Source organism: Pseudomonas sp. Tul2A7, assembly GCF_054790505.1.
In genome coordinates this window covers 4175074-4188305 of record NZ_CP186499.1, presented here as the reverse complement: position 1 = coordinate 4188305, position 13232 = coordinate 4175074, and the positions used below count along the sequence as shown (strand labels likewise).

Sequence of the window (13232 nt, the reverse complement as noted above, 5' to 3'; positions counted from 1 at the left end):
AATTTCACTCTCGCTCAAAAGTTGGGACGCTTAACCGAAGAACCGTTGGCCGGTTTTGGCCATTTCACGCAGTTTCGCGGTCGGGTGGTACAGCGCGCCCAAATCAGCGTACTGGTCAGCCAGGGCAACGAACTCGGCAACACCGATCGAATCGATGTAGCGCAGCGCACCGCCACGGAATGGAGGGAAACCGATACCGTAGACCAGACCCATGTCGGCTTCGGCGGCAGTTTCAACGATGCCGTCTTCCAGGCAACGCACGGTTTCCAGGCACAGCGGGATCATCATCCAGTTGATGATGTCTTCGTCAGTGACTTCGCGCTGCTCGTAAACGATCGGCTTGAGCACTTCCAGCACCGATGGATCGGCGACTTTCTTCTGCTTGCCTTTCTTGTCGGCCTCGTAAGCGTAGAAACCCTTGCCGTTCTTCTGGCCCAGGCGCTTGGCTTCGTACAGCACGTCGATGGCCGAACGACGGTCATCCTTCATGCGATCCGGGAAACCTTCAGCCATTACGTCACGACCGTGGTGACCGGTGTCGATGCCGACCACATCCATCAGGTATGCCGGGCCCATTGGCCAGCCGAATTTTTCCATGACCTTGTCGATACGGACGAAGTCCACACCGGCGCTGACCAGCTTGGCGAAACCGCCGAAGTACGGGAACAGTACGCGGTTGACCAGGAAGCCCGGGCAGTCGTTGACGACGATCGGGTTCTTGCCCATTTTCTTGGCGTAGGCAACGGTGGTGGCAACGGCCAGCTCACTCGACTTCTCGCCACGGATCACTTCCACCAGCGGCATCATGTGCACCGGGTTGAAGAAGTGCATGCCGACGAAGTTTTCCGGACGCTTGAGGGCTTTCGCCAGCAGGCTGATGGAAATGGTCGAGGTGTTGGACGCGAGGATGGTGTCCTCTTTGACCTGACCTTCCACTTCAGCCAACACGGCTTGCTTGACCTTAGGGTTCTCGACGACAGCTTCGACAACCAGATCGACGTGACCGAAATCGCCGTAGGACAGGGTCGGACGAATGGCGTTGAGTACCTCAGCCATTTTCGCAGCGGTCATGCGACCTTTATCAACGCGGCCAACCAGCAGCTTGGCGGCTTCGGCCAGACCTTGCTCGATGCCGTGCTCGTTGATGTCTTTCATCAGGATCGGCGTACCTTTGGAGGCCGACTGATAAGCGATACCGCCGCCCATGATGCCGGCGCCGAGCACAGCGGCCTGCTTCACGTCTTTGGCGATTTCGTCGTAGGCCTTGGCCTTTTTCTTCAGTTCCTGATCGTTCAGGAACAGGCCGATCAAGCTCTGCGCGGCAGAGGTCTTGGCCAGTTTGACGAAACCGGCAGCTTCGACTTCCAGCGCCTTGTCACGACCGAAGTTCGCGGCTTTCTGGATGGTCTTGATCGCTTCCACCGGCGCCGGGTAGTTCGGGCCAGCCTGACCGGCGACGAAACCTTTGGCGGTTTCGAAAGCCATCATCTGTTCAATGGCGTTCAGCTTGAGTTTTTCAAGTTTCGGCTGACGCTTGGCCTTGAAGTCGAACTCGCCGGAGATGGCGCGTTTGATCAGTTCAAGGGCAGCTTCCTGCAGTTTCTCAGGAGCAACCACGGCGTCGACGGCGCTGACTTTCAGAGCGTCTTCAGGGCGGTTTTCCTTACCGGAGGCAATCCATTCGATGGCGTTGTCGACACCAATCAGGCGCGGCAGACGCACGGTGCCACCGAAGCCTGGGTAGATGCCCAGCTTGACTTCCGGCAGGCCGATCTTGGCCTTGGTCGACATGACGCGATAGTCAGCTGCCAGGCACATTTCCAGGCCGCCGCCCAGCGCGATGCCATTGATGGCCACGACGGTCGGAACGTTGAGGTCTTCGAAATCGCTGAAGATCTTGTTGGCTTCGAGATTGCCAGCAACCAGCTCGGCATCCGGCAGCTTGAAGTTGTCGACAAATTCGGTGATGTCGGCGCCGACGATGAATACGTCCTTGCCACTGCTGACGATCACGCCCTTGATCGAAGCATCTGCCTTGATGGTGTCTACGGCCTGACGCAGTTCGTTCAGGGTTAGACGGTTGAACTTGTTGACGGACTCACCCTTGAGGTCGAATTTCAATTCGACGATGCCACTTTCAAGAGCTTTAACCGTGATGGCTTTACCTTCGTAAATCATCAACTGATCTCCACGATATGGAAGCTGAACAGTACACGTCGGACGCAGGCGAATGGCTCGGCAGGACGCTTTTTCGTCGATGCTGACGCCAATCCACCCGGCACACCCGCCAACGCGATAGTCGGGATTCTGTAGGAGCAGTCTGTAAGACAAACGCTCAATTCATACGCCCGTTTGATTTGGGTACGTCACCTTCACGGAATTTCCGACAATTGTCAATCGCCCAAAATACGGGTTGAAATGCGACTTTGCGGTCATTTCTGTAAGACGAAGACCCGCAACACGCGTCTGCATGTGAAGCCATTCATAGAATCAATAGTTAGAAAAGTCGCCCTAATTCGCAGCAGCCCTTGTTTAAAGGGCTACGCTGGGTGGACGACAGGGAAATGCGCTGACTGACTCAGCATCAAAAAGATTTCCGGCCTGCCTGGCCACCCCAGCCCGATGAATCATGTCGGGCTTTTTATTGCGCGTCTGCCAGACCTTCCCCACCATTGCAGTGGGAAAAGTCTGCGCGTCATGCCAGTGCTTTCAGGGTGGCATCGATATCCAGCAAAACCGTGGCGTCGCCCTTCTCGCCCCAATACAAGGCGATCATCTGCTTGTCTGCCTCGACTTTGAAAACGTTGCCCGGCAATTTTTCGAAATGATCAAGCAGCGCCCGATCTTCGCAGACTTCCTGCCACTGATTGACCCACACCCCCGGCGCTTTCTGCCAGTAAGTCCAGCAGGCAGGCGACTTGCCACGGCGCGGCCGATGATACTGCGCGCACGGGTTCGGCGGCTCTTGCGCCAGCCAGTGCGGCCATTCCTGAGGCGCCAGTTGCATGGCCAGACCGATGCGGCGCGCCTCCATGCGCAGGGCGATGCGACCGCTTTGCGCGCGCGATGGGCGCAACCACGCCAGCGGACTTAAAACCACCAGCAGGATTGACACCACCAACCAGACCGTCATATCTCTATTCCCAATTCTTGGTGAGCGCATTGTGTCACTTTGGAACCAACGCGCTTGAAACCAGCCATACTTAACAATATTGAAACCTCACGAGGAGCACCTCATGCCCTACCACCACATCCTGGTCGCCGTAGATCTGACCGAAGAGTGCGACCCTGTGATTCACCGCGCCCGCGAGCTGTCGGTAAGCAATGGCGCCAAGCTTTCGCTGGTGCATATCGTTGAGCCGATGGCCATGGCATTCGGCGGCGACGTGCCAATGGATCTGTCACAACTGCAACAACAGCAGTTCGATCAGGCCAAGGAACGACTTGAGCGCTTGAAACAAAAGTACACTGAGCTTGAAGGCGCCAATTGCCACCTGACCTATGGCCAGCCACGCCAGGAAATCCATCATTTCGCCAAAGAACAAACGTGCGATCTGATCGTGGTCGGCAGCCATGGCCGTCATGGTCTGGCGCTGTTGCTCGGCTCGACCGCGAATGACGTTCTGCACGGCGCGCCATGCGACGTATTAGCGGTACACCTGGTCAAACGTTGAAACACTGATCATTGTGGGAGCGAGCCTGCTCGCGAAGGCGTCGGCACATTCAGCATTAATGCCGCCTGACACACCGCATTCGCGAGCAGGCTCGCTCCCACATTGGGTCTCCACCCGCATGTGAAAAGCCCGGCGTTCATCACTGAACGCCGGGCTTTTTCACATCCGGATCAATCAGGCATCCAGCTCGGCCCAACGCTCCATCAACGCATCCAGCTCAGCCTGCAATTGCTCCAGCGAAGCAATCACCTTGGCTGTTTCAGCCGGTGGACGCTGATAGAAACCGCCTTCAGCCATCTCGGCCTCCACTGCGGCGATCTGCTGTTCCTTGGCGTCGATATCGCCCGGCAGCGCTTCCAACTCGCGTTGCAGCTTGTAGCTCAACTTTTTCTTGGCAGCCGGAGCAGCTGCCGCAGGCGCTGCGACCACTGCCGGCTCTGCAGTAACCACTGCCGAATTAAGATCAGCCTTGCCCGACTTGCTTTCAGTCACGCCCAACAGACGCGGCGAACCGCCCTGACGGATCCAGTCCTGATAGCCGCCGACGTATTCACGCACCTTGCCTTCGCCTTCGAAGACCAGGGTGCTGGTGACGACGTTGTCGAGGAATGCCCGGTCGTGGCTGACCATCAGCACCGTGCCGTTGAAAGTCAGCAGCACTTCTTCGAGCAGCTCGAGGGTTTCCACGTCGAGGTCGTTGGTCGGTTCGTCGAGCACCAGCAGGTTCGCAGGTTTGCTGAACAGTTTGGCCAGCAACAGACGCGCACGCTCACCACCCGACAGCGCTTTGACCGGCGTGCGGGCACGCTGCGGGCTGAACAGGAAGTCGCCGAGGTAGCTCAGCACGTGACGGCTCTGACCGTCGATATCGATGAAGTCGCGACCTTCGGCGACGTTATCGATCACGGTTTTTTCCAGATCCAGCTGATGACGCAGTTGGTCGAAGTACGCCACGTCGATCCGCGTGCCCTCTTCCACTTTGCCGCTGGTCGGTTGCAGACCGCTGAGCATCAGTTTCAGCAGGGTGGTCTTGCCGGTACCGTTGGCGCCGAGCAGACCGATACGGTCGCCGCGCGTCAGCACCATCGAGAAATCCTTGATCAGGAACGGGCCGCCCGGGTGAGCGAAACTCACGTTCTCGAGGACCATCACCTGCTTGCCGGACTTGTCGGCAGTGTCCAACTGAATGTTGGCCTTGCCAGTGCGCTCGCGACGCTCGCTGCGCTCAACACGCAGGGCTTTCAGGGCGCGGACGCGGCCCTCGTTACGGGTGCGGCGCGCCTTGATGCCCTGGCGGATCCAGACTTCTTCCTGGGCCAGTTTCTTGTCGAACAGCGCGTTGGCGGTCTCTTCAGCGGCCAGCGCGGCTTCTTTGTGCACGAGGAAGCTGGCGTAGTCGCCGTTCCAGTCGATCAGGCCGCCGCGATCCAGTTCGAGGATGCGTGTGGCGAGGTTTTGCAGGAAAGAACGGTCGTGCGTGATGAACAGCACGGCGCCCTGGAAATCTTTCAGCGCTTCTTCGAGCCAGGCAATCGCACCGATGTCCAAGTGGTTGGTCGGTTCGTCGAGCAGCAGCAGATCCGGCTCGGACACCAGCGCCTGTGCCAGCAGCACGCGACGACGCCAGCCGCCGGACAACTGGGCGAGGGTCTTGTCGGCCGGCAGTTGCAGACGGCTCAAGGTGCTTTCGACCAGAGTCTGCAAACGCCAGCCATCACGGGCTTCGAGGTCTTGCTGAACATGCATCAGCTTGTTCAGGTCTTCTTCAGTGACGCAGTTCTGCGCGAGGTGATGGTACTCGGCGAGCAACGCACCCACGCCATCAAGGCCTTCAGCGACCACGTCGAACACCGTCCGATCGTCGGCCACTGGCAGTTCTTGCGGCAATTCGCCGATTTTCAGACCGGGGGCACGCCACACCGAGCCTTCATCGGGCTTCTGGTCGCCCTTGACCAGTTTCATCATGCTGGACTTGCCAGTGCCGTTGCGGCCGATGATGCACACCCGCTCACCACGGGCGATCTGCCAGGACACCTTGTCCAACAACGGCATAGCGCCGAACGCAAGGGACACATCGCTGAATTTGAGCAGGGTCATGAGCTTCTCCAAAAACCGGGCGCGCATTCTACCTGAGTTAGGGCTTCAGCAGGCCGGCAATTTGTCTGTCGAAGCACTCTGCACAACAATTGTTGCGAACTTGTGCTGCGAGGCCCGCAAAGCTTTCGCCGCTTGCTGGCAAAAGGCTAAGCTACAGACAATTCAGTGCTGATTCGTGTCGGCACTTGTCATGATTTCTCTGCCCGGATGTCTCATGCGCAGTCGCCTTTTCAGTGTTTTGTCCTGTTTGCTACTTACCGCCGCTGCCGCTCAATCCGCCCAGGCGGTGGACCTGTCCACCCAACGCCAGTATTACGATGAAGCCAAGCGCGCCTTGGCCAAGGGCGATACCGGCCCGTATTTCCGCTACAGCCAGGCGTTGGCCGATTACCCGCTGGAACCGTACCTGGCCTACGACGAACTGACCGCGCGCCTGAAGACCGCGAGCAACGCCGAGATCGAGAAGTTTCTCGCCGAGCACGGTGACCTGCCCCAGGCCAACTGGATGAAACTGCGCTGGTTGCGCTGGCTCGCCGACCGAGGCGACTGGGCGACCTTCGTCAAGTACTACGACCCGAAACTCAACTTCACCGAGCTGGATTGCCTCAATGCGCAATACCAGATCACCCACGACAAGAAAGCCGAGGGTTACGCCAACGCCGACAAGCTGTGGCTGACCGGCAAATCGCAACCCGCCGCGTGTGACGCGCTGTTCGGTATCTGGGCCGCCGACGGCCAGCTCACCGAGCAGAAACGCTGGGAGCGCACCAAACTCGCCGCTCAGACGCGCAACTATCCACTGGCCAACAGTCTGGTCAACGGCCTGACCACCCTCGCCCCACGCGGTCGCTTGCTGGTGGATGTGGCGCAGAAACCGGAACTGCTCAATCAACCTTCGCGCTTTACTCCGGCCGATGAGCCGATGTCCGACGTGGTCAGCCTCGGCCTGCGTCGCCTCGCCCGTCAGGATCCGGACAAGGCCATGGCCCTGCTCGACGGCTACGCCAGCAGCATGCATTTCTCCCGCGATGAAAAAGTCGCGATCGCCCGGGAAATCGGCCTGACTCTCGCCCGGCGCTTCGACAGCCGTGCGCTGGACGTGATGACCAAATACGACCCGGAGTTGCGCGACAACACCGTTTCCGAATGGCGCCTGCGCTTGCTGTTGCGTCTGGCCCGTTGGGACGATGCGTATCAGTTGACCCGCCGTCTGCCGCAGGATCTGGCCACCACCAACCGCTGGCGCTACTGGCAGGCACGCAGTCTGGAACTGGCTCAGCCGCAGAACCCGGAAGCGCAGACGCTGTACAAAGGCCTCGCACGGGAACGTGATTTCTACGGTTTCCTCGCCGCCGACCGCTCGCAATCGCCGTACTCGCTGAACAACAAGCCACTGGTCCTCAGTCAGGCGCTGATCAACAAGGTGCGCAACACCCCGGGCGTACGCCGCGCGCTGGAATTCCACGCCCGCGGGCAGATCGTCGACGGTCGCCGCGAGTGGTATCACGTCAGCCGCCATTTCAATCGCGATGAAATGGTTGCCCAGGCGAAACTGGCTTACGACCTGAAATGGTACTTCCCGGCGATCCGCACCATCAGTCAGGCGCAGTACTGGGACGATCTGGATATCCGCTTCCCGATGGCCCACCGCGAAACGCTCGTGCGTGAAGCCAAGGTACGTGGTCTGCATTCGAGCTGGGTGTTCGCCATTACCCGCCAGGAAAGTGCCTTTATGGACGACGCCCGCTCCGGTGTCGGTGCCAGTGGCCTGATGCAATTGATGCCCGGCACCGCCAAGGAAACCGCGCGCAAGTTCAGCATCCCGCTTGCCTCGCCGCAGCAAGTGCTCGATCCAGACAAGAACATTCAACTCGGCGCCGCGTATCTGAGCCAGGTGCACAGCCAGTTCAACGGCAACCGTGTCCTCGCCTCCGCCGCCTACAACGCCGGCCCCGGTCGTGTGCGCCAATGGCTGCGCGGTGCTGATCATCTGAGCTTCGACGTCTGGGTGGAAAGCATTCCGTTCGACGAGACCCGTCAGTACGTGCAGAACGTGCTGTCGTATTCGGTGATTTACGGCCAGAAGCTCAACTCGCCACAGCCGCTGGTGGATTGGCATGAACGGTACTTTGACGACCAGTGATCACGCGGCTGACGCCGAGTAACAAAAAATGCCCGTATCGCGAGATACGGGCATTTTTTATAGGTACAACCTGAGCGGTTACTTAGTGAATGGCAGGATCGGTGACAGGATTAGTTGAAGCGCTCTTGCCATCATTGAATTGCAACGCCGCCAACCGCGCATACAACGGATTGCTGGCAATCAACTCCTGATGAGTACCAATGGCCACAAGTTTGCCCTGATCCATTACCGCAATCCGGTCAGCGTTTTTCACCGTGGCCAGTCGATGCGCGATCACCAGCGTGGTGCGGTTCTGCATCAGGCTCGGCAGCGCTTCCTGAATCAGGTGTTCGCTCTGCGCATCGAGGGCGCTGGTGGCTTCGTCCAGCAGCAGGATCGGTGCGTCGACCAGCAACGCCCGAGCGATCGCCAGACGTTGGCGCTGACCACCGGAAAGACCAAGGCCACCATCGCCGAGATGGGTCTGGTAACCGTTGGGCATTTTCTCGATGAAGTCGTGGGCGTGAGCAATTTTTGCCGCGTCCTTGACTTGCTCCAGCGTCGCCCCTGGATTGCCGTAACGAATATTCTCTTCGACGCTGCCAAAAAACAGCGCCGGCGACTGTGACACCAAGGCAAAGTGGCGGCGCAAATCCAGCGGATCAAGACGGGTCAACGGCACACCATCGATGAGGATCTGCCCCTCTAGCGGGTCATAAAATCGCAACAGCAAGTCATACACGGTGGACTTGCCGGCGCCGGACGGCCCGACCAGCGCCAGCGTCTCACCGGCCCGTATTGTCAGATTCAAGCCATTGACCGCGTAGCTTTCAGGACGCGAGGGGTAGGAAAAACGCACGTCCTGCAGTTGCAGTTCGCCGCGCACGCGCTGCGGCAAGGTCATCAGCCCGGTGGTAGGTGGCTGGATGATATTTTCCGAACCCAGCAGCTCAGCGATCCGCTCGGCGGCACCCGCCGCACGCTGCAGTTCGCCGATGACCTCGCTCAACGTACCTATCGCACTGCCGACAATCAGGCTGTAAAAAACAAACGCGGCCAGTTCACCACCGGTGATGCGCCCGGCGATCACGTCCATGCCGCCGACCCACAACATCACCGCCACCGCACCGAGCACCAGTACGATCACCATGGTGATCATCCACGAACGCTGAAAGATGCGTTTGCGTGCCGTGTCGAACGCGTCTTCGACCGTTGTCGCAAAACGGCGCTCGTCCTGCACCTGATGGTTGTAGGCCTGCACGGTTTTGATCTGGCCGAGGGTTTCCGACACATAGCTGCCGATATCGGCGACGCGGTCCTGGCTCAGCCGCGACAGGTTGCGTACACGCCGACCGAAAATCAGGATCGGTGCGACCACGAACGGCAAAGCAATCACCACGATGCTGGTGAGTTTGGCATTGGTCACGAACAGCAGGATGACACCGCCAATCACCATCAACAGGTTGCGCAGGAACATCGACAGCGACGAGCCGATCACCGATTGCAGCAGCGTCGTGTCGGCGGTCAGCCGCGACTGAATCTCCGAACTGCGGTTGTTCTCGTAGAAGCCGGGATGCAGATAGACCAGATGGTTGAACACCTCACGGCGAATATCGGCCACGCAGCGCTCGCCGATCCACGACACCCAGTAAAACCGCGCGAACGTGCCGACCGCCAACCCCAACACCATCAGCATGAAGATGCCGATGCTCTGGTTGAGCTGATGCGGCGACTGGGTCATGAAGCCACGGTCGACCAGCAATTTGATCCCCTGCCCCATCGACAGCGTGACGGCGGCGGTGACGATCAACGCCAGCAGCGCAGCGATGACTTGCCAGCGGTAAGGGGCCAGAAATCGAGTGGTCAGACGCAGGGCCCGACGGTGTCGTGAAGAAAGCTTCGGGGTCATTCAGGTACACATCCGTGTTGGTGAAAGGGCTAGCCTAAACCTTCTTGGAGCGGAACTCTGTAAATCACAATGAGTCAGGTTAAATATGCCCCCAAAGACTAGGCCATAGTTACTATTGGTCTAAAGTCCCGGTTGAGACGAGCGGTCGTTTCTGTTTGAGTGGAGATGCCTCCACTGACAGACCGCAGGAAGTTGTCACAGCCCGGTCACGTGGCGGTTTTACCCTAGGCGCACAACCTGATGAGGAGACAGGCCATGTCCTTGCAACACAGCAGCGAAGACAAAATTGAAGTGATCCGCACCAAGCCCGGCCAATCTCTGGGTTGCTCGATACTGGATAAGGATGGGCGCGAAGTACCGATCACTGAAGAAATGATCCAGCAAGCATGCAGTGAGCTGGAGAAGCGATTGGTCAAGCCTGCCGAACAAGAGTGATATAGCCACCGTCTTCCTGACCCGGCCCCTTTGGCCGGGTTTTTTCTGTCTGCAGATCAGGTATTTGTGGCGCAGCCTTCGCGAGCAGGCTCGCTCCCACAGAAGATCTTCAGTGAATCACAGATCCATGTGGGAGCGAGCCTGCTCGCGAAAGGGCCGACCCGGTTTCTAGACAGCCACCGCCCCCAGCGCCGCCACGATCCTCGCCAACTCTGGCGACGCCCCTTCAATCCGCAGCTTCAGCCCTTCAATCTCGCGTCGCACCGGATATTGCTTGCGCAACACATCGAACGCCGCCCGCTGCTCGCCGACATTGCCTACCAGGCTGCGGCGAAAATCCGCATCATCGCGGCGCGGGTCGTAGACACCACGGCACAACATCGCCAGCGCCCAGGCCGGATCACTGTCGCCATGCAAGGTCACTTGCGACAACCACGGCGCCGGTAGCAAGTCACTGAGCTGGATGCTGGACGGCTGACCGCTGAACTCGCAATAGGCCTGATAGATCTGCGCCGTTCCGCGCTGTTTGCCATCAAGGCTGTAACCGGCAATGTGTGGCGTGGCCAGCACGCAGAGTTCGGCCAGCGCCACGTCGACCTCCGGCTCTGCCTCCCAGACATCGAGAACGGCCTGCAGGTCTTCACGCTCCAGCAGCACTTTGCGCAACGCGGCGTTATCCACAACCGGACCACGCGCTGCGTTGATCAACCAAGCGCCGGGCTTGAGCTGCTGCAAACGCTGCTGATCGAACAAATGCCAAGTGGCCCCGTCGCCGCTGCGGGTCAATGGCGTGTGCAGACTGATCACATCGCACTGCTCGATGATCTGCTCCAGGCTGACGTAATCGCCGCCTTCGGCAGACTGACGCGGCGGATCGCAGACTTTGACATTCCAGCCCAACCCTTTCAGAACCTTGATCAGGCGCCCTCCCACCTCACCGGCGCCGACGACACCGTAGGTCCGCTGAGTCAGATCGATACCTTCGATTTCGGCAAGCGTCATCAGACTGCCCAGCACGTAATCGACCACGCCCCGGGCATTACAGCCAGGCGCACTCGACCAAGTGATGCCGGCCTCATTGAAGTAGTCGAGATCCAAATGATCAGTACCAATGGTGCAGGTGCCGACAAAGCGCACCTTGCTGCCCTCCAGCAACGCGCGGTTGACGTTGGTCACTGAGCGCACAAGCAATACGTCAGCCTGCTCGACCGTCGCTCGGTCGATGGAACGGCCCGGCACCCGGCGGATCTCGCCGAAACCGGCAAAAAAGGCATCGAGCAGCGGGATATTTTCGTCGGCAACAATCAGCATGGCGGGCTCCTTTGGCGGATCGGCAGTTTAGGTGCAGATCGGTCGCCGGGCCAGCAGGCTTTGCGCTTACAAATCCGCAACAGAGGATTTTTCCTGACCAAGGCGTCAGCGGCGTAGAATGCGGCGCCTTGCGCATCAACACCTGTGGACGCTTTGCCCGTGAATTCTGTAACTGATCAACCTGTCGCTGTTTCCCTGACCCGCCCCGCGCGTATTCGCCTGGAGTTCAAGAACCTGCTCGCCCTGGCGTTGCCGATCATCATCGCGCAACTGGCGACCACGGCCATGGGCTTCGTCGATGCGGTGATGGCTGGCCGCGTCGGGCCCAAGGATCTGGCGGCCGTGGCGCTGGGCAACTCGATCTGGGTGCCGGTGTTTCTGCTGATGACCGGCACCCTGCTGGCAACTACGCCGAAAGTCGCCCAGCGTTTTGGCGCTGGCACTCACAGCGAAATCGGCCCGCTCGTGCGTCAGGCGTTGTGGCTGGCGCTGGTAGTCGGGCTGATCGCGACGGCGATGCTGGTCGCCGCCGAGCCGGTACTGCACTTGATGAAGGTCGATCCCGAGCTGATCGGCCCGTGCATGCAATACCTGCATGGCATCGCCAGCGGTTTGCCGGCGGTGGCGTTCTATCACGTGCTGCGCTGCACCAGTGACGGCATCGGCCGCACGCGCCCGGCCATGGTGCTGGGCCTGTGCGGTCTGGCGCTGAATATTCCGCTGAACTACGTCTTCATCTACGGCCACTTCGGTGTGCCGGCGATGGGCGGCGTCGGTTGCGGTTGGGCCACGGCCATCGTGATGTGGGTGATGGCCTTGGGACTGGCCGGGTATGAGCGCTGGGCGCCAGCCTATCGCTCGAGCGAGATCTTCAGCCGTTTCGACTGGCCGCAATGGGCAGTGATCAAGCGTCTGCTGGGGATTGGTCTGCCGATCGGCATCGCGGTGTTTGCCGAGTCGAGTATTTTCGCCGTGATCGCGCTGTTGATCGGCAGCCTCGGCGCTACCGTGGTGGCCGGGCACCAGATTGCGCTGAACGTCAGTTCGTTGGTGTTCATGATTCCGTACTCATTGGGTATGGCGGTGACCGTGCGCGTCGGTCAGGCATTGGGCCGTGAAGAACCACGCGAGGCACGCTTCGCCGCGGGCGTCGGCATGGGCACCGCACTGGCTTACGCCTGCCTGTCGGCGAGCATGATGCTGTTGCTGCGCGAGCCGATTGCGGCGATCTATACCGCCGACCCGACGGTGATTCACATTGCGGCGATGCTGATTGTGTATTCGGCGCTGTTCCAGTTTTCCGACGCGATCCAGGTGACCGCCGCCGGCGCGCTGCGTGGTTATCAGGACACTCGGGTGACGATGATCCTGACCCTGTTCGCCTATTGGGGCATTGGTTTGCCGGTGGGTTACGCCCTCGGCCTGACCGACTGGCTCGGCGAGCCACGCGGCCCGAGCGGCTTGTGGCAGGGTTTGATCGTTGGCCTGAGCTGCGCAGCGTTGATGCTGTCGATTCGCCTGACGCGCAGTGCGCGCAAGCGGATTCGGATCAGTCGCTCGGCGGGCTAAACCCTTTAAACCGGGACAAAAAATGTGGGAGCCAGCCTGCTGGCGAATGCGGTGTATCAGTCGCCATTAATAGTGACTGAGGTACCGCTTTCGCGAGCAGGCTCGCTCCCACATT

General features: G+C 59.6%; 9 protein-coding genes. 4 read left to right on the top strand and 5 right to left on the bottom strand.

Annotation, left to right across the window (positions count from 1 at the left end; all coding sequences use genetic code 11):
• Positions 1-30 precede the first annotated feature (30 nt).
• Together fadB and ACOYXJ_RS18875 are read right to left on the bottom strand one after the other, a co-directional pair.
• Positions 31-2178: a fatty acid oxidation complex subunit alpha FadB gene (gene fadB / locus ACOYXJ_RS18880; protein WP_034156439.1), complete on the bottom strand. Its 2148-nt coding sequence runs from the start codon at positions 2176-2178 to the stop codon at positions 31-33.
• 517 nt (positions 2179-2695) lie between these two features.
• Positions 2696-3133, bottom strand: a complete 438-nt coding sequence (locus tag ACOYXJ_RS18875) for a hypothetical protein (RefSeq protein WP_150794808.1) — start codon at positions 3131-3133, stop codon at positions 2696-2698.
• Between the two features lie 103 nt (positions 3134-3236).
• On the opposite strand from ACOYXJ_RS18875, the gene ACOYXJ_RS18870 reads away from it, so the two are divergent.
• Entirely contained in the window at positions 3237-3674 is a 438-nt protein-coding gene (locus tag ACOYXJ_RS18870; RefSeq protein WP_150708091.1) for a universal stress protein, read from the top strand.
• Between the two features lie 174 nt (positions 3675-3848).
• On the opposite strand, the gene ACOYXJ_RS18865 is transcribed toward ACOYXJ_RS18870, so the two are convergent.
• Positions 3849-5771, bottom strand: a complete 1923-nt coding sequence (locus ACOYXJ_RS18865) for an ATP-binding cassette domain-containing protein (protein WP_141127483.1) — start codon at positions 5769-5771, stop codon at positions 3849-3851.
• Positions 5772-5985: 214 nt separating this feature from the next.
• Between ACOYXJ_RS18865 and ACOYXJ_RS18860 the strand changes: the two genes are divergently transcribed.
• The gene (locus tag ACOYXJ_RS18860; RefSeq protein WP_150794807.1) at positions 5986-7914 is read left to right on the top strand and encodes a transglycosylase SLT domain-containing protein; all 1929 of its coding nucleotides are present in this window, start codon (positions 5986-5988) and stop codon (positions 7912-7914) included.
• 82 nt (positions 7915-7996) lie between these two features.
• Here the strand turns inward: ACOYXJ_RS18860 and ACOYXJ_RS18855 are convergent, their stop codons facing one another.
• Positions 7997-9802: an ABC transporter transmembrane domain-containing protein gene (locus ACOYXJ_RS18855; RefSeq protein WP_460370946.1), complete on the bottom strand. Its 1806-nt coding sequence runs from the start codon at positions 9800-9802 to the stop codon at positions 7997-7999.
• Positions 9803-10057: 255 nt separating this feature from the next.
• Between ACOYXJ_RS18855 and ACOYXJ_RS18850 the strand changes: the two genes are divergently transcribed.
• The gene (locus ACOYXJ_RS18850) at positions 10058-10237 is read left to right on the top strand and encodes a PA1571 family protein (RefSeq protein WP_038369402.1); all 180 of its coding nucleotides are present in this window, start codon (positions 10058-10060) and stop codon (positions 10235-10237) included.
• Between the two features lie 168 nt (positions 10238-10405).
• On the opposite strand, the gene pdxB is transcribed toward ACOYXJ_RS18850, so the two are convergent.
• Positions 10406-11548 (bottom strand): 4-phosphoerythronate dehydrogenase PdxB, encoded by a 1143-nt coding sequence (gene pdxB, locus ACOYXJ_RS18845; RefSeq protein ID WP_460370944.1) that lies wholly within the window; start codon positions 11546-11548, stop codon positions 10406-10408.
• Positions 11549-11707: 159 nt separating this feature from the next.
• Here pdxB and ACOYXJ_RS18840 point away from each other — a divergent pair, with 159 nt between their 5' ends.
• Positions 11708-13117: an MATE family efflux transporter gene (locus ACOYXJ_RS18840; RefSeq protein WP_223026977.1), complete on the top strand. Its 1410-nt coding sequence runs from the start codon at positions 11708-11710 to the stop codon at positions 13115-13117.
• The last annotated feature ends 115 nt before the right edge of the window (positions 13118-13232 follow it).